Below are 19,544 nucleotides of genomic sequence, written 5' to 3' on the forward strand. Positions count from 1 at the left end.
AAGTGAGTGGGGGGGTTATGAGCGCACGGCGTGGGATTACGATTCTCGGCTCGACCGGTTCGATCGGCTGTAACACGGTCGAACTGATCGAGGCCAGCCCCGACCTTTACCGGGTCGAGGCGCTGGTGGCCAATTCCCGGGTCGACATCCTTGCCGATCAGGCCCGGCGTCTGAAAGCGCGTCTGGCGGTCGTCGCCGACGAATCCGCCTATCCGGCGCTAAAGGATGCCTTGGCCGGAACCGGGATCGAGGTTGCCGCCGGTGCCGCCGCCGTGGCCGATGCCGCCGATCTTCCGGCAGATTGGGTGATGGCGTCGATCGTCGGTGCCGCCGGTCTGGCCCCGACCCTGCGCGCGATCCGGCGCGGCGCGACGGTCGGTCTCGCCAACAAGGAAGTGCTGGTTTGTGCCGGTCAGTTGATGATGGCCGAGGTCAAGACCCATGGCGCCACCCTGCTGCCGGTCGATTCCGAGCATTCGGCGATTTTCCAGGTGCTCGACGTCAAGCAGCACGATCAGGTCGAGAAGATCATCCTGACCGCCTCGGGCGGGCCGTTCCGGGGCAAGACCCGTGAATTCATGTCCTCGGTCACGCCTGAGCAGGCGGTCGCCCATCCCAATTGGTCGATGGGGGCGAAGATCTCGGTCGATTCCGCCAGCATGTTCAACAAAGGGCTGGAACTGATTGAGGCGTATCATCTTTTCAACATGCCTGAAGAGAAGATCGACATCGTCGTTCATCCCCAATCGGTGATCCATTCCCTGGTCGCTTATACCGATGGTTCGGTGCTGGCGCAGTTGGGATCGCCCGATATGCGGACCCCGATCGCCTATGCGCTGGGCTGGCCCGATCGGATCGCCGCCCCGGTGCCGCGGCTTGATCTGGCCGCGATCGGCACCCTGATTTTCGAAGCCCCCGACGAGACCCTGTTCCCGTCGCTGCGTTTGGCCCGCGAGGCGCTCCGCGTCGGCGGTTCGGTCGCCGCGGTGCTGAACGCCGCCAACGAGGTGTCGGTCGCCGCGTTCCTGGCGCGTCGGATCGGCTTCCTTGATATCGCCCGCGTCGTCGAGCGCACCATTGAAGGTGTCAATCATCGCGAGTTACTCTCGATCGACGACGTTCTGGCCCAGGATCAGGTGGCGCGGCGCTTTGCCGAGTCGGTGATCGGGCGCCTTTAGCCGGTTCGGAGCCCCATGGACCTGTCCCTTCTGCTCTCCAACGTCCTTCACGGCGTGTGGTATTACGTGGTGATCTTCCTGGTCATCATCACCGTGGTCGTGTTCGTTCATGAACTCGGACACTACCTGGTCGCCCGCGCCAATGGCGTCAAGGTCGAGGTGTTCTCGATCGGCTTTGGCCCGGAAGTGTGGGGACGGACCACCTCAACCGGGACGCGGTGGCGGATCGCCCTGATCCCGCTTGGCGGCTACGTCAAATTCTTTGGCGATGCCGACGCCGCGTCGGCGACCCAGAACGAGCAGCCGATGAGCGACGAGGAAAAATCCTGGTCGTTCCAGCATAAGCGGGTGGGGCAGCGCGCTGCGATCGTTGTTGCCGGACCGGCGGCGAATTTTCTTTTCGCCATTCTGGGGCTGGCCGGGCTGTTCATGGTGCTGGGCCAACCGGTGACCGAACCGGTGATCGGGGGGATCTATCCCGGTACCGCCGCCGAAGAGGTCGGGCTGAAGGCGGGCGACCGCATTCTCGCAATCAACGGTCGTTCGGTCGATCGCTTCCAGGATATTCAGCGGGTGGTGCGGCTTGAGATCGAGCGCCCGCTGGAGATGACGATCAAGCGCGGCGACGAGACCTTCACGATCCAGGCCCAGCCCCGGATCGACACCCGCAAGGGTCTGTTCGGCGACATGGAGAAGGTCCCGGTGCTCGGTGTCTCGGCCGATCCGGCCAGCACCCGAATCGTCCATCATGGCCCGGTGTCGGCTCTGGGCGAATCGCTGGCCGAAACCGGCAGCATGATCCGCTCGACTTTTGTCGGCATCGGCCAGATGATTAGCGGAACCCGCAATTCAGACGAATTGGGCGGTCCGATCCGCATCGCCAAAGGTGCAGGAGAAGCGGCCCAGCTTGGAATCAGCAGCGTGATCTATTACACGATCCTGCTGTCGTTGAATCTGGGGCTGATTAATCTTTTTCCAATTCCGATCCTCGATGGTGGCCACCTTCTCTTTTATACCTTCGAAGCGATCCTTGGTCGTCCCCTAGGGGAAAAGGCACAAGAATTTGGTTTTCGAATTGGGCTGTTTCTGGTATTGGCGTTGATGGTCTTCGCGACTCGGAACGACATCGTAGCCCTCCCGGTCTGGGATGCCGTTATACGCATGTTCTCGTGACCCGGGTCCGGGTCGGTACACTGGGCTGACGAGGGGGGACCCGATGCGATTCTTGCAGTGGACCGGTCTGGCAGCAGCCGGTCTCGTGGCGGCCTCGACCGCCGCCTGGGCCGACGACGGCGGGCGTGTGCGCTCCGTCGTGGTTCAGGGCACCCAGCGTATCGAGGCGGAAACCGTCAAATCCTATATGACGATCACCGATGGCGACCAGTTCGATACCGAGCGGGTCAACCGCTCGCTGAAAGCGCTGTTCAATACCGGGCTGTTCGCCGACGTCGCGATCCGGCGCGAGGGCGACCAATTGGTGGTGCGGGTGGTGGAAAACCCGATCATCAATCGGATCGCCTTCGAGGGGAACCGCAAGATCAAGGAAGAGCAGCTTTCGTCCGAAGCCCAGTTGAAATCGCGAACGGTTTATACCCGCTCGAAGGTTCAGGCCGACGTCAAGCGTATCCTCGATCTGTACCGCCGTAACGGCCGCTTTGCTGCGACGGTCGAGCCCAAGATCATCCAGCTTGAGCAAAATCGCGTCGATCTCGTCTACGAGATTTCCGAGGGCGATCCCACCTATGTCCGTCGCATTTCCTTCGTCGGCAACCGCCGTTACGACGAGAGCAAGCTGCGCGAGACTCTTCAGACCAAAGAAGAACGCTGGTACCGCTTTCTCAGCACTGACGATACCTACGATCCCGACCGGGTCACCTATGACCGCGAGTTGCTGCGGCGCTTCTATCTGAAGCAAGGCTTCGCCGATTTCCGGGTGGCTTCGGCGATCGCCGAACTGACTCCCAATCGCGAAGGCTTCTTCATCACCTATACGATCGAGGAGGGGGAGCGCTATCGGTTCGGCAAATCGACGATCAATGCCGGGTTGCGCGACCTTAAGCCCGAGGAGCTTCAGCCGATCATCGTCAGCCGCGAAGGCGATTGGTACAACGCCGATCAGGTCGAGGATATCGTCCAGAAACTGACCGATGCGGTGGGAACCAAAGGATACGCTTTCGTCGATATCCGTCCCCAGGTCAACCGCAACCGCGAGACCAAGGTCATCGATGTCACCTATGACATCCAGGAAGGACCGCGGGTCTTTGTCGAGCGGATCGACATCACCGGTAACGTCCGTACCCTCGACAAGGTGATCCGGCGCGAATTCAAACTGGTCGAAGGCGACGCCTTTAACACCGCGAAGCTGCGCCGATCGCGCCAGCGCCTCAAGGATCTCAACTTCTTCGAGAAGGCCGAGGTCACCAACGTCCCGTCCGAGACCGCACCCGACCGGACCGTCATCAAGGTCGAGGTTCAGGAGAAGTCGACCGGCGAATTGAGCTTCGGCGTGGGCTGGTCCAGCCAGATCGGCCCGATGATCGAGGCGTCGATCCGCGAGCGGAACCTTCTCGGCCGTGGTCAGGACATCACCCTGTCCTCGATGTTGGCGAGCAAGCGTACCCAGCTCAATTTCTCCTTCACCGAGCCTTATTTCATGGAACGCGAGATCGCGGCGGGCTTCGACGCCTACGCCATCACGCGCGAACTTACGGACGAAAGCTCGTATGATTCCCGCACGATCGGCGGCAATCTTCGTCTTGGCTACCAGATCAGCGAGCCCTTGCGTCAGGACTGGAAGTACACCCTGAAGCAGGACAAGGTGTATAACGTCACCTCCACCTCGATCTATATTCTCGACCAGTTGGGATCGCGCGTGACGTCGTCGGTGACGACGGGTATGACCTATGACAAGCGCGACAGCCGGATCGAACCGGGCGAAGGATATTTCATTCGCGTCGGGGCGGAAGGGGCTGGCTTGGGTGGCGACATTCATTTCGTTCGCGGTACGTTGTCCGGCGGTCAGTATTATACCCTCGACGATCAGGTCGTTCTGGCGCTGACGACCAACAACGGATACATCGTCGGTCTGGGCGAGCGGGTTCACATTACCGACCGCTTCTTTGTCGGCGGCGACACCTTGCGCGGTTTTGCAAGTGCTGGTGTTGGGCCACGCGATAAGACCACCGGGGATTCCCTGGGCGGCGTGTGGATGGTGACCGGGTCGGCCCAGGTCAAGTTCCCGATCGGTCTGCCCGACGAGTTCGGCGTGTCCGGTCAGGTCTTCACCGACGCCGGTACCGTCGGTTCGGCCGATGTCGAGAATTCCAACGGTGTGCAGCAGGGCAGTTCGCTGCGGATGTCGAGCGGCATCGGCGTTTCATGGAAATCGCCGATGGGTCCGGTTTCGCTTGATCTCGGCGTCCCGTTGATGAAGGAAAGTTACGATAAGACAGAATTCCTGAAATTCAATTTCGGCACCAAATTCTGACCTTCCGGGGACGCGTCGCCCGGTCCTAAAAGCTACAGGGCGCGGACGACCTCCAGGAGGACTTTGGCACCGATGGGTATGAGTAGGAGGCGTGAGACGATGGGAATCTTGTCCGCAGTCGGCGGCGCCGGACGCTGGGCTGGCTGTGGATTGGCGATGGTGCTTGCCGCCTCGGTCGCCTTCGCCGCCGATCCCCCGGCGGCAAAGCGTGCCACCGCCGTTCCCGCCACGATCATCATCGTCGATGTTCAGCAGGCTCAGCGCGAGTCCCTGGCGGGGAAGGCCCTGGTCAGCCAGCGCGACCATTATCAGCAGAGCTTTCAGAACGACTTCAATTCGGCTCGGCAGCGTCTCCAGGTCAGTGACCAGGATCTTGCCCGGCAGAAAGGAACGATGTCGCAGGAAGCCTATGACCAGAAGGTCAAGGACCTGGAGCAGCAGGTGGTCGCCTTTCAGCGGCGAACCCAGATGGCGGTTCGAGCCCTGGAAAAATCGACCGACAGCGCCGTGACCGAACTGATGAATGTTATTCTCAGCGTCACCGGGGAACTCGCCGGAGAAATGGGGGCGACCCTGGTTCTGCCCAAGCAGCAGGTCGTGCTGCACGAACCCAGCATGGACGTCACCACGCTGGTGATCGAACGGGTTAATCGTCGTTTACCCAATGTTACCTTTCCTGTGCCGGTGGTTGAAGATTCACCGTCGGCCAAACCGGGTAGAAAGTAGAGAACCATGGCCGATTCGCGTTTCTTCACCGTCGCTGGGCCGTTTGCCCTTGAGGCCTTGGCCGGGATTTCGGGCGCGACCCGTCGTGACGAGTCCGATCCGTCTGCCCTGTTCGTCGATGTTGCCTCACTGGACAGCGCCGGTCCCCAGCACGTCTCGTTTCTCGACAACCGCAAATATCTCGATGCCTTTCAGGCCAGCCGGGCCGGGCTGTGCGTCGTCGCTCCGGCGATGGCCGAGAAGGCCCCGAAGGGGATGGCTCTGTTGCTGTCCGACGATCCCTATCGGGCCTATGCCCGGATCGCTCAGGCGTTCTACCCGGTGCTGCCGCCCGAGCCGTGGCAGGCTCCCACCGCCTGGGTCGATCCCTCCGCCTCGGTCGGCGAGGGATGCCGGATCGAACCCGGCGCGGTGGTCGGGGCGCGGGCGGAAATCGGCAGACGCTGTCGCATCGCTGCCAACGCCGTCGTCGGCGACGGGGTCGTCATCGGCGACGATTGCACCATCGGGGCCGGGGCGACGTTGTCCCACGCGGTGCTGGGCCATCGTGTCGTGATCTATCCCGGAGCGCGGATCGGTCAGGACGGGTTCGGTTTTGCGATGGGGCCGCAAGGGCATCTGAAAGTGCCGCAATTGGGCCGGGTTGTGATCGGCAATGGCGTCGAAATCGGGGCCAATACGACGATCGACCGCGGCGCTGGACCTGATACAGTGATCGGCGATGGCTGTATGATAGACAACCTCGTTCAGATTGGGCACAACGTCCATCTGGGGCGGGGATGCGTTCTGGTTTCCCAGGTTGGCGTGTCCGGATCGACCCACCTGGGCGATTTCGTCGCCGCCGGGGGGCAGGCCGGTCTGACCGGGCATCTGCATATTGGATCGGGCGCCCGTATTGCCGCTCAATCCGGGGTAATGCGCGATATCGCTCCCGGCGAGACCGTCGGGGGAAGCCCCGCCGTTGCGATGGCTGACTGGCTGCGCACGTCGGCTCTGTTAAGCCGGATGATTCGCCGCAAAAGGTAGAGAGACCGAGAACAGGTTGGTTGCCGGCTCCGTTGCCGGTCAGGGAAGGTTAGAAAGAGGGCAGGGATCGATATGGACACCACCGTCACCGACCGGGGCAAGGTCATCGACATCAACCGGATCATTCAGATGATCCCGCATCGCTATCCGTTCCTGATGGTGGACCGGGTGATTGATGTCATCGCCAACGAAAGCGCCGTCGGCATCAAGAACGTCACCATCAACGAACCGTTTTTCCAGGGGCACTTCCCCTCTCGTCCGGTGTTCCCGGGCGTGCTGATCGTCGAGGCGATGGCGCAGACCGCCGCCGTTCTGGTGGTCGAGACGTTGGGACCGTCGGCCGAAGGAAAACTGGTCTATTTCATGAGCGTCGATACCTGTCGTTTCCGCAAGCCGGTCGGCCCGGGCGATCAATTGATGATCCATGTCTTCAAGGAACGTAGCCGCGCCAATGTGTGGAAGTTCCGCGCCGAGGCCAAGGTCGCTGGAGTTCTGGTTGCCGAAGCCACTTATGCCGCAATGATTTTGGACGAATAATGACCCAAATCCATCCCAGCGCCGTCGTCGATTCCAAGGCCGAAATCGCCGCTTCGGCTGTGGTCGGTCCATTCTGCATGGTCGGTCCCGAGGTTGTCCTGGGGGACAATGTCGAGCTGGTGTCGCATGTCGCGGTCGCGGGGCGGACGCGGATCGGTGCCGGAACCCGCATCTTCCCCTTCGCGTCGATCGGGCACCGTCCGCAGGATTTGAAGTACAAGGACGAGCCGTCGGTGTTGGAGATCGGGTCCAACAACCAGATCCGCGAGCATGTCACGATGAATCCCGGCACCGAAGGCGGCGGGATGGTGACACGGGTCGGTGACAATTGCCTGTTCATGGCCAGCGCTCACGTTGCCCACGATTGCATCTTGGGCAATAACGTCATCATGGCCAATAACGCCACCCTGGCCGGGCATGTTTCGGTCGGCGAGTACGCCTTTCTGGGCGGTCTGTCGGCGGTGCACCAGTTTGTCCGCATCGGCAAGCATGCGATGATCGGCGGCATGTCGGGGGTCGAGGCCGATGTCATTCCCTTTGGCGTCGTGATCGGCAATAGGGCTCATCTCAACGGGCTCAATATCGTCGGCCTGAAGCGGCGCGGCTTCTCGCGCGACGACATCCACACCCTTCGCAACGCCTATCGTTTGCTGTTCGCGCCCGAGGGGACATTGCAGGAGCGGTTGTCCGACGTCGAGGATCAGTATCAGGGCAATGCGGTGGTGATGGAGATCGTCGCCTTTATTCGCTCCGATACCTCGCGTTCGCTCAGTACGCCGAAATTCGCCGGCGATGGCGTCTAGCAAGCTCGGCATTATCGCCGGTGGCGGCTGCCTGCCCGGGCTGATCGCCGCCGCCTGCCGCGCCGAGGGAAGACCGGCCCATTTCCTCGCCTTGACCGGACATGCCGATCCGGCGGTGATCGCCGCCGCCGGTTTGCCCGCCGACTGGATCCGTCTGGGCGAGGCCGGAAGCGGTTTTGACAGCCTGCGCCGTGCCGGTGTGGGCGACGTGGTGATGGTCGGCCCGGTGCGGCGTCCCTCGCTGTCGGAACTGGCTCCCGATCTGCGCACCGCCCGATTTTTCGCCCGGATCGGGTTGAAGGCCCTGGGTGATGACGGTTTGCTGCGTGCCGTCGTTGCCGAACTGGAAAGCGAGGGCTTTCGTGTCGTCGGTATCGATCAGGTGCTGGCGTCGTGTCTTGCCAGTCCCGGTCTGTATGGCGGACCGGCTCCGGATGCTCAGGCCGAAACCGATATCGCCCGCGGGATCGAGGTTGCCCGCGCCCTTGGCGCCGTCGATGTCGGCCAGTCGGTCGTGGTGCAACAGGGACTCGTGCTGGGAGTCGAGGCGATCGAGGGAACCGACCGCCTGATCGAGCGCTGCGGTCCGCTGGCGCGCGACGGGATCGGCGGCGTCCTGGTCAAGCTGAAGAAACCCGGCCAGGATCGCCGGATCGACCTTCCCGCCATCGGCACCAACACCGTGAGTGCCGCCGCCGCCGCCGGATTGCGCGGCATCGCTGTCGAAGCGGGGGGAGCGCTGGTGTTGGGGCGCGAGGCGGTCGCGGCCGAGGCCCGGCGTCTCGGCGTATTCGTCGTCGGGATTTCGCCGCCATGAGCGCCACCCCGCCGCTGATTTATCTGATTGCCGGGGAGCCGTCGGGCGATCTGCTCGGAGCCCGGCTGATGGCGGCGTTGAAACAGCAAACCGGCGGCGCGGTCCGCTTTGCCGGGATCGGCGGCGAGGAGATGCAGGCCGAGGGGCTGGTGTCGCTGTTTCCGATGGCCGAATTGTCGGTGATGGGGCTGGTCGAAGTGTTGCCCCGGCTGCCCGCGATCCTCCGCCGCCTTCGCCATACTCTTTCCGATATCGAAACAAAAGCGCCCGACGCGGTGGTGACGATTGATTCCTGGGGATTTTGCGGTCGCATCCATCGCGGATTGAAGGAACAGGGGTCGTCTATTCCCCGGATTCATTACGTCGCGCCGATGGTGTGGGCGTGGAAGAAGGGGCGGACGCGCTCGCTGGCCCAGGTGCTCGACCTGCTGTTGACTCTATTTCCCAACGAACCCGCCTGGTTCGAGAAAGAGGGCCTGCGCTCGGTTCATGTCGGCCATTCGGTGATCGAGGGGGGAGCCGGGCAGGGCGATGCCGCTGCCTTCCGTGCCCGCCATGGGCTGGCTCCCGATCAACGGATTCTCTGCCTGCTGCCGGGGAGCCGACGGTCCGAGACCTCGCGCCTGTTGCCGGTGTTCGGCGACACCGTCGCCAGTCTGGCCTCCCGCTATCCCGATCTGGTCGTCGCCCTGCCGACCGTCGAAACCGTTGCCGACGAGGTTGCCGCGGCTGCCGCCGGATGGAAATTGCCGACGCTGGTGCTGCGGGGGGCCTCCGCCCGCTTCGACGCCTTCGCCGCCTCCGCGGCGGCGCTGGCCGCGTCCGGCACTGTGGCCCTTGAGTTGGCGATGGCGGGAGTTCCGGCGGTGATCGCCTATCGGGTCTCGCCGGTATCGGCCTTTGTCGCCACCCGCTTCCTCGGCCTGGACGTGAAATTCGTCTCGCTGGTCAACATCCTGGCAGAACGCGCGGTGATGCCTGAATTGCTGCAAGACGAGTGCCGTCCCGAACGTCTGGCTGCGGCTGTGGCCGAATTGCTGGACGATCCCGCCGCCGTCGAGGCGCAACGCGCCGGAGCGCGCGACGCGTTGACTCGCCTTGGTTTGGGCGGAGACAGCCCCAGCGCCCGCGCCGCCACGACGATTCTGACCTTTATCGGAGAAAAGCGATGAGCCAAGCTCCCGATACCGCCGGATGGCGGTTTCTTCATACGATGATCCGGGTCGGCAATCTGGATCGCTCGATCGACTTCTACACCAGATTGTTGGGGATGCGGCTGTTGCGCCGCACCGATTTCCCCGAGGGACGCTTCACCCTGGCCTTCGTCGGCTATGGGGCGGAAAGCGACCAGACCGTGGTCGAACTGACCTATAATTGGGACACGCCGTCATATGATCTCGGCAGCGGCTTTGGCCATCTGGCCCTGGGCGTTCCCGACATCTATGTCGCCTGCGCCGCGCTGGCCGAAGCGGGAGCGAATATCCTTCGGGCGCCCGGCCCGATGAAGCATGGCAGCACGGTCATCGCGTTTGTCGAGGACCCCGATGGCTATCGCGTCGAGTTGATCCAGACCTAAAGCCTTAAGCGAGGGACGAGCGAAGGGTATCCAGCCAGGGGGCGATATCGTTCCGTGCCCGGATCGAATAGAGTTTCTTGCGCTCGCGTCCCTTGACCCGGCGTCCTGACTCGTCCCGTTCGGGCGGCGGCGGGAACAGGCCGAAGGTGACGTTCATCGGCTGAAAGGTCTCGGCCAGCGCCCCGCCAGTGACGTGAGCGAGCAACGCCCCGAGCGCACTGGTCAGCGGCGGCGGGGGCAGGTCGCGCCCACGGGCCTCGGCGGCGGTGAAGCAACCCGCCAGCAGGCCGATCGCGGCGCTTTCGACATAGCCTTCGCAGCCGGTGATCTGTCCGGCCAAACGCAACCGGGGCTCGGCTTTCAGGGTCAGATCCCGCGTGAGCACGCGCGGCCCGTTGACGAAGGTATTGCGGTGCAGACCGCCCAGTCGGGCGAATTCGGCATTCTCCAGCCCCGGAATGGTGCGGAACAGCCGAACCTGCTCGCCATGGCGCAGCTTGGTCTGGAAGCCGACCATGTTGTAGAGCGTCGCCAGCGCGTTGTCCTGGCGCAACTGGACCACCGCGAACGGCTTCGGTCCGTTGGGGTCGGTCAGCCCGACCGGTTTCATCGGGCCAAAGGCCAGGGTTCCGCGCCCGCGCGACGCCATCACCTCGATCGGCAGGCATCCCTCGAAATAGGGGGTGTCTTTTTCCCAATCGCGGAACGGAACGGTGTCTCCCGCCAGCAAGCCGTCGATGAAGCTGTCATATTGCTCGCGCGACAGCGGGCAATTGATGTAGTCCGAGCCGTCGCCTTTGTCGTAGCGCGACTGGAACCACGCCTTCGAGAAATCAATGCTGTCGCGCACCACGATCGGCGCGATGGCGTCGAAGAAGGACAGCGAATCCTCGCCGGTCAGGGCCGCCAGCGCCTCGGCCAGCGGGGCCGAGGTCAACGGACCGGTCGCGACGATCACCCGCTCCCACTCGGCCGGAGGCAGCCCCGCGATTTCCTCGCGGCGGATGGTGACGTTGGGATGGGCTTCCAACGCGGCCTGAACATGGGCGGAAAAGGCTTCGCGATCGACCGCCAGCGCGCCGCCCGCCGGAACCTTGCAGGCATCGGCGGCGGACAAAATCAGCGATCCGGCCCGCCGCATCTCTTCGTGCAGAAGACCGACGGCATTGTGATCGGCATCGTCCGAGCGCAATGAATTGGAGCAAACCAGTTCCGCCAGTCCATCGCTGTGATGGGCCGGGGTCTGGCGCACGGGGCGCATTTCGTGGAGGATGACGGGAAGGCCGGCCTGGGCGAGTTGCCAGGCGGATTCCGACCCGGCCAACCCGCCGCCGACGACGTGGATGGGATGTTCGCTCATACCCCCCGACATAGCCGCTTCGGCGGCATCTGTCCAGGGGGTGGGGAGGGAGCCTAACTCTTCTGCTGGGCCGCCAACTGGGTCAGCCAGCCGATTCCGGCTCCGGTCGCGGCTCCGATCGAGCTGGTTCCGCTCACCGCCTTGGCGTCGGTGACGCTCTTGCCATCGGAGGTGTCGATCGGACCGAAGGCGTAGGTGGCGAAGGTGCTGGACGGACCGCGTTGTTCCGACTCAGTCGAATGGGTGTCGGCCTCGTCCTTGCGGTTCAGTAAAAGGTGGCTGGGGATCGCGGAAACTGATTGCATGGCGCACACTCCATGGCCTAGACAGCGTTTGCTACTTCCATGCAGACTGCGTGCCAGATCGGGAGACGGCGAAAGTCAGCCATCGTTAGCGAACCAGACCCGGCAAATTCTGCCCAAAACAAACCGGCCGGATCATTTCTTCCCAGTCTGAATTTGGGTATAAGCGGAGGTGATCGGGGGCCGTTTCCACTCCACGATGGATCCGGTTCCTGATTTTTGCTCAAGGCCGCAGACGCTGCGGGGCTGGCGTGGCTCAAACGTCGCGTGGGCTTGTCGCCCTTTGCGCTTGGACGCCGTCCGGACGAGAAGGGCTCTAGGAGGACATATGGCCAGGACTTATTATGTCGTCGGTGGCGAGTATGCCGACACCACCTTTACCGCCCTGGCCTCCGGTCAGGCCGAAGAAACCTTCGGCCCGTTCGAGGAGCGCGAGGCTCATGAATGTTGGCGCGCCCTGACCGGCAAGACCGTCGATAATGCGATGGTCCGCTATTTCATCCGCGAAAGCGGTGACGGAGCCGCGAGCGCGGCCGCCAGTTGGTATGTCGTTGGCGGCGAATATACCGGTACCGACTTTACCACCATTGCCGCTGACCGCCGCCTGGAGGTGCTGGGGCCGTTCGATCGCCCGACCGCGCTGGCGACGTGGCGCGAATTGACGGGACGTACCGTCGATAGCGCGCTGACCCGCTTCGACCTGTGCACAGAGTCCGATCTGAAGCGGCGTGGGCTGTCCGCCGGGTGACGATGGCGGGAAAGCGGAGCGGGGGAGGCCCCCGCTCCGGACCCGATCCGGTCTATTCGACGCGATGAATCAGATGGTAGCCGAACGAGGTTTCGATCACCCCGCTGACCTCGTCCACGGCCAGGGCGAACGCGGCCCGGTCGAATTCGGGGACCATCGCTCCGGGGCCGAAATGACCGAGATCGCCGCCTTCCTCCGCCGACGGACAGTCGGAATATTCCTTGGCCATCTGGCCGAAATCGGCCCCGTCGCGAATCTCGTCGAGAATCTCGGTGATGGCCGACAACGCCTCGTCCTTGGTCCGGGTCGATTGGGACCGCATCGAGCCCTTGTACATCAACAGGATATGGGCGGCGCGAATCTGGGCGGACATGGGATGCTCCGAAATTTGAAAAAGGCCGACACTGTAACCGAGCTAGTCCAATGCCGCCACGGGTGATCCTGTTCAACAAACCGTTCGACGTGCTGTGCCAATTCACCGACCGCGAGGGCGGGCGGCGCACGCTGAAGGACTATATCGACCAGCCGGGGGTTTATCCGGCCGGGCGGCTCGACCGCGATTCGGAAGGATTGCTGGTCTTGAGCGATTCCGGCCCACTGATCGCCCGGATTGCCGATCCCCGCCACAAGATGGCGAAGACCTATCTGGCCCAGGTCGAGGGGATCCCGACCGAAGCGGCACTGGCCGCGTTACGCCAGGGGGTGATGCTGAAGGATGGCCCGACCCGTCCGGCCGGAGCGCGACTGATCGATGAGCCCGAGCAATTGTGGCCGCGCGACCCGCCGATCCGTACCCGTGCAGCCATCCCCACCCGCTGGGTGGAACTGGTGCTACGCGAAGGGCGTAACCGTCAGGTCCGCCGGATGACTGCTGCGGTCGGCTTTCCCACCCTGCGGCTGATCCGCTGGGCGGTGGGGGAGTGGAGCCTGGATGGACTGGCTCCGGGTCAGTGGCGCGGCCTGCCCTGAAATTGTCATCACTCCGACCGTCATAACGCCATCATTGACCGCCATGATCCGGCTCGAAGTCGGTTGGGGGCGCGCCGGTCCGGCTTCGTGGTTCGACAGCGCCGACGGAAGGGTATGATGGGACGGAAATACAAGGGCGACTTGGCCCGCAGCGACACCCAGGGTTGGATGGAGGAAGCCGAGGCGGCCGAGATGGTGGTGTCCCTCCCGGTGCAAACGCGCCCGAGCGGGATCGACCCCGAAACCTGCCGCCGCGCTCAGGCGGTCGCGGTCCGCCAGCTTCAGGCCCGGATCGCGAGCTATTACTGAGGAGTCGGCACCGGTGTCAACCATGGTTGACAGGGTGGAGGCGTGAGACACCGCAGCAGCGTCAACACCGGTTGACGGCGGTGGCGTCAGGCCCAAGGCGGCCGACTCGACCGGCCCCCAGGTGATCTCGACCCGACGGTCGTCATTTTGTGACGGATGGGGCACAGACGGGGTGGGGCGGCTTTCGCCTTTGCCCACGATCTCGATCACCGGGGCGGTCACTCCCAGCTTGATTAGTTGCTCGGCGACGGCGCGGGCGCGGCGCTCCGACAGCGCGCGGTTGTAAGTCTTTGCCCCCCGGGCATCGGTAAAGCCGGAAATCCGGATTTCGTCTGGCTTGGCCGCCTTCAATCCCGGCGCGGCGTCCCACAGCCTTTGCATCGTCGAGGCGGAAATCTCGGCTTTGTTCGAGGCGAAATGGACGATGATCGGCTGCGTCGGCCGCTCGATGGCCGGAGCGGCTTGGGGCGGCTGCGGCGGAAGCGGGGCAGGGGGAGGGGGCGCGGCGACGACAGGGGCGGGAGACGCGTTGCTGTCTTGAAGCTGATGATGGCCCGTATCGACGGAAGCCGACGAGCAGGCAGCCAGCCCCGCCAGCCCGGTCAGGGCAACGAGGAGACGGATGAACCGCATGGGGCGAGCCGGGAGCATCAAGACAGAACACCAAAGACCGATTGATCCGTTCAGACTGTCTTAGGTTCGTCTTGTCTGTCCAGCCCTTTTATTGTTGATCGGCAAATCCCCGGGGAGGCGTTCTCTTGTCAACCCAACAGTAAAGGTTGACTTTGATTAAGAGTGACCCGGGTGACGACTTGGTTGACGCCAGACGAATTTGTTTAAAAAAGAAAGGGTTAACCCCTCCCCTTCCAGACAAGACATTCAGAATCCGGATTATGAGCCGACGCGGATTGATTAACGGAGGAGGCCGCCTCTCGACGTCTCCTCCCTCACCATTGGTCAGAAGCGGCCCGGTCCCGCCGGAGCGGCATGACGGGCCAGGATCGGGCCGAGATGCTGGCCGGTATAGCTCTGCGGGCAGGCGGCGACGTCTTCCGGCGTTCCGGCGACAACGATGCTGCCCCCGCCATCACCCCCTTCGGGACCAAGATCGACGATCCAGTCGGCAGTCTTGATCACTTCGAGGTTATGTTCGATCACGACAATCGTGTTGCCGGTCTCGACCAGAGCCTGGAGCACTTCGAGCAATTTGCGGACATCCTCGAAATGCAGACCGGTGGTCGGTTCGTCGAGAATGTAAAGAGTCCGCCCGGTGGCGCGGCGCGACAGCTCCTTGGCCAGCTTGACCCGCTGGGCTTCGCCGCCCGACAGGGTGGTGGCCTGCTGTCCAAGATGGATATAGCCAAGCCCGACCCGTTGCAGCGTCACCATCCGGTCGCGGATCGCCGGAACCGCCTTGAAAAACTCGGCGGCTTCCTCGACGGTCATGTCGAGTACGTCGGCAATGCTTTTGCCGCGGAAAGTGATCTCCAGCGTTTCGCGGTTGTAGCGCCGCCCCTTGCAGACGTCGCACTGGACATAGACGTCGGGCAGGAAATGCATCTCGATCTTGATCAGCCCGTCGCCCTGACAGGCTTCGCAGCGTCCGCCTTTGACGTTGAACGAGAACCGGCCCGGCTTGTAGCCGCGCGCCTTCGCTTCCGGCAGTTCGGCGAACCAGTCGCGGATCGGGGTGAAGGCTCCGGCATAGGTCGCGGGATTCGAGCGGGGCGTTCGTCCGATCGGGCTTTGGTCGATGTCGATAATCTTGTCGAGATGTTCGACTCCGTCGATCCGGTCGAACGGAGACGGCTGTTCGCGCGCTCCCATCAGACGGCGGGCCAGCGCCTTGTACAGCGTCTCGATCACCAGGGTCGATTTGCCGCCGCCCGAGACTCCGGTGATGCAGGTCAGCGTCCCCAACGGAACGGTGAGGGTGACGTCCTTCAGATTGTTGCCGCGCGCGCCCACCAGCGACAACGCCGCGCCGGAACCGGGGCGACGCCCGGCCGGCAGATCAATCCGGCGATGACCGGTGAGATAGCGGCCGGTCAGACTGGCGGGATTGTCCATCACCTCGGCGGGGGTGCCTTCGGCGACGACGCTGCCGCCGTGAATTCCGGCTCCCGGCCCCATGTCGATCAGATAATCAGCACTGCGGATCGCGTCTTCGTCATGCTCGACGACAATCACGGAATTGCCGATGTCGCGCAGCCGCTTCAACGTCGCCAGCAGCCGGTCGTTGTCGCGCTGATGCAGGCCGATCGACGGCTCGTCCAGCACGTAGAGCACCCCGGTCAGGCCCGAGCCGATCTGGCTGGCCAGCCGGATACGCTGGCTTTCCCCACCCGACAGCGAGCCCGAACCGCGTCCCAGCGTCAGGTAATCGAGGCCGACATCGACCAGGAAGCCGAGGCGGTCGTTGATCTCACGCAGGATGCGCCGGGCGATCTCGCGATCCTTCGGCGTTAGATGAAGATCCAGCTCGCCGAACCAGTCGCGCGCCGCGACGATCGACATTTCGGCGGTCTGGCTGATATGCAGCCCGCGGATCTTGACCGCCAGCGCTTCGGGTTTCAGCCGCGCCCCGCCGCAGACCTCGCACGGCGCGGTGCCCTGAAAGCGCGACAATTCTTCCCGCACCCAAGACGAATCCGTCTCGCGGAAACGCCGGGCCATATTGGGGATCACGCCCTCGAACGATTTCTTGGTGTGGTAGCCGCGAAAGCCATCCTCGTACTCGATGGTGATCTCTTCGGTGCCGGAACCGTGCAAGATCACCTCGCGCACCCGTTCGGGCAGAGCCGACCAGGGCAGATCGAGGCCAAAGCGGTAATGCGCCGCCAGCCCCTGGAGGGTTTGCAGGTAATATTGGGAGGTCGATCCGGCCCACGGCGCGATCGCCCCTTCGCGCAGCGACAGATCGGGGTTCGGAATAACCAGTTCGGGATCGAAATAAAGTTTGACGCCCAGACCGTCACAGGCGGGGCAGGCTCCGAACGGGTTATTGAACGAGAACAGCCGGGGCTCGATTTCCTCGATGGTGAAGCCCGAGACCGGGCAGGCGAACTTGGCCGAAAAGATCGTTCGCTCGCCGGTCTCGGCGTTCTCGGCGATGCACAGCCCGTCGGAGAGGGACAGCGCGGTTTCGATCGAATCCGCCAGCCGGTTGCCGAGACCGGGATGGATCACCAGGCGATCGACAACGACGTCGATGTCGTGTTTCTTTTTCTTGTCGAGGGCGGGAACGGCGTCGATTTCGTAGAGGGTGCCATCGACCTTGACGCGCTGAAACCCCTTCTTTTGAAGCTCGAGCAGATCCTTGCGATACTCGCCCTTGCGGCCGCGCACATAGGGCGCAAGCAGATAAAGCCGGGTGCCGTCGTCCATCGTCTCGACGCGATCGACCATCTGGCTGACGGTCTGGCTTTCAATCGGCAGTCCGGTCGCCGGCGAATGCGGCACGCCCACCCGTGCCCACAGCAGGCGCATGTAATCGTAGATTTCGGTGACGGTGCCGACGGTCGAGCGGGGATTGCGGGACGTCGTCTTCTGCTCGATCGAAATCGCCGGACTGAGGCCCTCGATGCTCTCGACATCGGGCTTTTGCATCAGTTCGAGGAACTGGCGGGCATAGGCCGACAGCGACTCGACATAGCGGCGCTGTCCCTCGGCATAGATGGTGTCGAACGCCAGAGACGACTTGCCCGAACCCGACAGGCCGGTGATCACCACCAGTTTGTCGCGGGGAATGTCGATATCGACGCTTTTCAGATTATGCTCGCGGGCTCCGCGAACCCGGATGGCACCGCTCATCGTTGTTCAGCCTTCGTCGAACTGTGAACCGGCGGCGGATGGTAGAGGGTTTCCCGGGTGGGATAAAGCCCCTCCGTCACTCCATCCGCCGCACGGGTCGCCGGGTCAGGCCCGGACACTGTTCAGGAAGGTGCCGACTTCCTGGTCGAGACGGTTCGACTGAACCGCGAGATCGTGCGAAGCGTGAAGAACCCCGTTCGAGGTTTCGCCGACTTCGCCCACCGCCGCCGCCAACTGGGTCAGATAGTCGGTGACCTGACGGGTGCCTTCGGAGGCCTGCTGGATGTTGCGCGAGATTTCGGCGGTCGCGGCATGCTGCTCTTCGACCGCAGCGGCGATCCCGGCGCCGATTTCGTCGATCCGCCCGATGGTACCGCCAATGATGCGGATCGCGCCCACCGCCTCGGTGGTGGCGGCCTGAACCGCGCCGATCTGGGCCCCGATTTCCTCGGTCGCCCGCGCCGTCTGGTTGGCAAGGTGTTTGACCTCGTTGGCGACAACGGCAAAGCCCTTGCCCGCCTCACCGGCGCGGGCCGCTTCGATCGTCGCGTTCAGCGCAAGCAGATTGGTCTGGGCCGCAATGTCGTTGATCAGACCGACCACGTCGCCGATCTTGCCCGCCGCCTCGGCCAAGCCCTTGACCAGTTGGTCGGTGCGCTGAGCTTCGGAGACCGCCTCGGCCGACATCGTCGCCGATTGCTGAACCTGACGGCTGATTTCACGGATCGAGGCCGACAATTCCTCCGAAGCGGACGCCACGGTCTGGACGTTGGTCGAAGCCTGTTCGGCGGCGGCGGCAACGGAGGTCGCCTGAGACGAGGTCTGACGGGCCACCCCGGTCAGACATTCCGCCGCATGTTTCATGGTGCCGGCCGAGGCGGCAATGACGTCGGAAACCTGCTTGACGCTGCTTTCGAAGGAATCCGCCATCACCATCGCGGCGCGGCGACGCTCTTCCTCGGCGCGCAACTTCGACAATTCCTGCTCGCGGCGCAACGTCGCCGCCTCGCGGGCGGCATCGCGCAGGGTCAGAATCGACTGCGCCAGCGAACCGATTTCGTCGGTCCGTTCGGTTTCGGTGACGTTGGTATCGTAATCCTGATTGGCCAAGCGGTTGGTGATCGCCGACAGGCGCTTGAGCGGGTTGGCGATGTGACGGGCCACGCCCAAGGCCAATGTTCCCGACAGGAGGGTGACCAGCAGGACCAGACCGGCGAAATGAAGTGCCTTGTCCCAGAAAATCTCCTCGATATCGTCGATATAGATGCCGGTCCCCATCATCCAGCCCCACGGCTTGAAGAGTTCGGCATAGGACAGCTTGTCAATTGCGACGGTCGAACCGGCACGGGGGAATTGGTAGAACAGCGAGCCGCCGCCGCCCTGGGCCAGCTCGATCAGACGGCGAACGATAAGGACGCCGTTGGAATCCTTGGTTTCGATCGCGTTGCTGCCTTCGCGGTCGGGATTACCGGGAACCATTACCGCCGTTCCATCCACCGCATAAATAAAGAAATACTCGTCCTTATCGTAGCGGAGGTCGCGCAGCAGGTTGCGGGTCCGGGTTTGTGCTTCGGCCTGATCGAACTCGCCTTTGGCAGCGCGAGTTTGATGGTCAAGGGCAATGCCCTGAGCCACTTCAACTAGATTTCGCAGCTTTACGACCCGGTCTTCCACCATGATTGATCGCAAAAAGAACATCGCCAAGGTTGCGACGACGACAAAGCCGACAATGCTCCCGGCGACAACAATCAAAAGTTTGCCGGAAATCCCCATTTTGGAGGCCATCGTTTCTCTCCACCCGGACGAGTACGCACGAACGCACCGATGACATATGCATCGGTATGAAATTTTGCCAGATTGTTCCAAACAAATAGTTAAACGGCAAACGCGCTT

19 protein-coding genes and 1 pseudogene are annotated in these 19,544 nt (G+C 63.2%); 14 read left to right on the forward strand and 6 right to left on the reverse strand.

The genetic code is table 11. The features are described 5' to 3' along the window. Positions 1-17: 17 nt before the first annotated feature. The 10 genes from BLW40_RS00075 (at position 18) to gloA (ending at position 10,150) form a co-directional block, all read left to right on the forward strand. Positions 18-1,178, forward strand: a complete 1,161-nt coding sequence (locus BLW40_RS00075; RefSeq protein WP_074764325.1) for a 1-deoxy-D-xylulose-5-phosphate reductoisomerase — start codon at positions 18-20, stop codon at positions 1,176-1,178. 15 nt (positions 1,179-1,193) lie between these two features. Further along, positions 1,194-2,351: an RIP metalloprotease RseP gene (gene rseP, locus BLW40_RS00080; protein WP_074764327.1), complete on the forward strand. Its 1,158-nt coding sequence runs from the start codon at positions 1,194-1,196 to the stop codon at positions 2,349-2,351. A 43-nt stretch (positions 2,352-2,394) separates the two neighbouring features. Beyond that, on the forward strand, positions 2,395-4,665 hold the full coding sequence (bamA, locus tag BLW40_RS00085; RefSeq protein WP_074764329.1) for an outer membrane protein assembly factor BamA: 2,271 nt from the start codon (positions 2,395-2,397) through the stop codon (positions 4,663-4,665). 99 nt (positions 4,666-4,764) lie between these two features. After that, entirely contained in the window at positions 4,765-5,391 is a 627-nt protein-coding gene (locus BLW40_RS00090) for an OmpH family outer membrane protein (RefSeq protein ID WP_074764331.1), read from the forward strand. A 6-nt stretch (positions 5,392-5,397) separates the two neighbouring features. After that, positions 5,398-6,417, forward strand: a complete 1,020-nt coding sequence (lpxD, locus tag BLW40_RS00095; protein WP_074764333.1) for a UDP-3-O-(3-hydroxymyristoyl)glucosamine N-acyltransferase — start codon at positions 5,398-5,400, stop codon at positions 6,415-6,417. Positions 6,418-6,489: 72 nt separating this feature from the next. After that, the gene (fabZ, locus tag BLW40_RS00100; RefSeq protein ID WP_074764335.1) at positions 6,490-6,954 is read left to right on the forward strand and encodes a 3-hydroxyacyl-ACP dehydratase FabZ; all 465 of its coding nucleotides are present in this window, start codon (positions 6,490-6,492) and stop codon (positions 6,952-6,954) included. Next, positions 6,954-7,757 (forward strand): acyl-ACP--UDP-N-acetylglucosamine O-acyltransferase, encoded by an 804-nt coding sequence (gene lpxA, locus BLW40_RS00105; protein WP_074764337.1) that lies wholly within the window; start codon positions 6,954-6,956, stop codon positions 7,755-7,757. Before fabZ ends, lpxA begins: the two co-directional genes overlap by 1 nt. Further along, complete coding sequence (locus BLW40_RS00110; RefSeq protein WP_074764339.1) at positions 7,747-8,574, forward strand: LpxI family protein; 828 nt, start codon at positions 7,747-7,749, stop codon at positions 8,572-8,574. Before lpxA ends, BLW40_RS00110 begins: the two co-directional genes overlap by 11 nt. Beyond that, on the forward strand, positions 8,571-9,746 hold the full coding sequence (lpxB, locus tag BLW40_RS00115) for a lipid-A-disaccharide synthase (RefSeq protein ID WP_074764341.1): 1,176 nt from the start codon (positions 8,571-8,573) through the stop codon (positions 9,744-9,746). The genes BLW40_RS00110 and lpxB overlap by 4 nt, the downstream gene beginning before the upstream one ends. Then, positions 9,743-10,150 (forward strand): lactoylglutathione lyase, encoded by a 408-nt coding sequence (gloA, locus tag BLW40_RS00120; RefSeq protein ID WP_074764343.1) that lies wholly within the window; start codon positions 9,743-9,745, stop codon positions 10,148-10,150. Before lpxB ends, gloA begins: the two co-directional genes overlap by 4 nt. Positions 10,151-10,154: 4 nt before the next feature. Here the strand turns inward: gloA and trmFO are convergent, their stop codons facing one another. Together trmFO and BLW40_RS00130 are read right to left on the reverse strand one after the other, a co-directional pair. Then, positions 10,155-11,510 carry a methylenetetrahydrofolate--tRNA-(uracil(54)-C(5))-methyltransferase (FADH(2)-oxidizing) TrmFO gene (trmFO, locus tag BLW40_RS00125; protein ID WP_170834496.1) on the reverse strand — a complete coding sequence of 452 codons (1,356 nt, stop codon included), beginning with the start codon at positions 11,508-11,510 and terminating at the stop codon, positions 10,155-10,157. A gap of 53 nt (positions 11,511-11,563) precedes the next feature. Further along, a complete protein-coding gene (locus BLW40_RS00130) occupies positions 11,564-11,815 on the reverse strand; it encodes a hypothetical protein (protein WP_074764347.1) in 252 nt (83 codons plus the stop codon). 325 nt (positions 11,816-12,140) lie between these two features. On the opposite strand from BLW40_RS00130, the gene BLW40_RS00135 reads away from it, so the two are divergent. Further along, positions 12,141-12,560 carry a DUF4170 domain-containing protein gene (locus tag BLW40_RS00135; protein ID WP_074764348.1) on the forward strand — a complete coding sequence of 140 codons (420 nt, stop codon included), beginning with the start codon at positions 12,141-12,143 and terminating at the stop codon, positions 12,558-12,560. A gap of 52 nt (positions 12,561-12,612) precedes the next feature. Here BLW40_RS00135 and BLW40_RS00140 read toward each other — a convergent pair whose 3' ends face one another. Beyond that, entirely contained in the window at positions 12,613-12,933 is a 321-nt protein-coding gene (locus BLW40_RS00140; RefSeq protein WP_074764350.1) for a peptidylprolyl isomerase, read from the reverse strand. Positions 12,934-12,983: 50 nt separating this feature from the next. On the opposite strand from BLW40_RS00140, the gene BLW40_RS00145 reads away from it, so the two are divergent. After that, positions 12,984-13,529, forward strand: coding sequence for a pseudouridine synthase (locus tag BLW40_RS00145; RefSeq protein WP_074764352.1), 546 nt, complete (start codon positions 12,984-12,986; stop codon positions 13,527-13,529). 114 nt (positions 13,530-13,643) lie between these two features. Further along, complete coding sequence (locus tag BLW40_RS17550) at positions 13,644-13,838, forward strand: hypothetical protein (RefSeq protein ID WP_170834493.1); 195 nt, start codon at positions 13,644-13,646, stop codon at positions 13,836-13,838. A gap of 225 nt (positions 13,839-14,063) precedes the next feature. Here BLW40_RS17550 and BLW40_RS18145 read toward each other — a convergent pair. Continuing rightward, a pseudogene (locus BLW40_RS18145) lies at positions 14,064-14,219 on the reverse strand (OmpA family protein); the annotation flags it as partial. Between BLW40_RS18145 and BLW40_RS17555 the strand changes: the two are divergent. Beyond that, entirely contained in the window at positions 14,176-14,379 is a 204-nt protein-coding gene (locus BLW40_RS17555; protein ID WP_170834494.1) for a hypothetical protein, read from the forward strand. The pseudogene BLW40_RS18145 and the gene BLW40_RS17555 overlap by 44 nt on opposite strands. Before the next feature lie 416 nt (positions 14,380-14,795). Here the strand turns inward: BLW40_RS17555 and uvrA are convergent, their stop codons facing one another. Continuing rightward, positions 14,796-17,651, reverse strand: a complete 2,856-nt coding sequence (gene uvrA / locus BLW40_RS00155; RefSeq protein ID WP_074764356.1) for an excinuclease ABC subunit UvrA — start codon at positions 17,649-17,651, stop codon at positions 14,796-14,798. 105 nt (positions 17,652-17,756) lie between these two features. Continuing rightward, entirely contained in the window at positions 17,757-19,436 is a 1,680-nt protein-coding gene (locus BLW40_RS00160) for a methyl-accepting chemotaxis protein (protein ID WP_074764358.1), read from the reverse strand. Positions 19,437-19,544: the final 108 nt, after the last annotated feature.

It is taken from the genome of Magnetospirillum fulvum (assembly GCF_900108475.1).
Lineage (GTDB): Bacteria > Pseudomonadota > Alphaproteobacteria > Rhodospirillales > Magnetospirillaceae > Phaeospirillum > Phaeospirillum fulvum_A.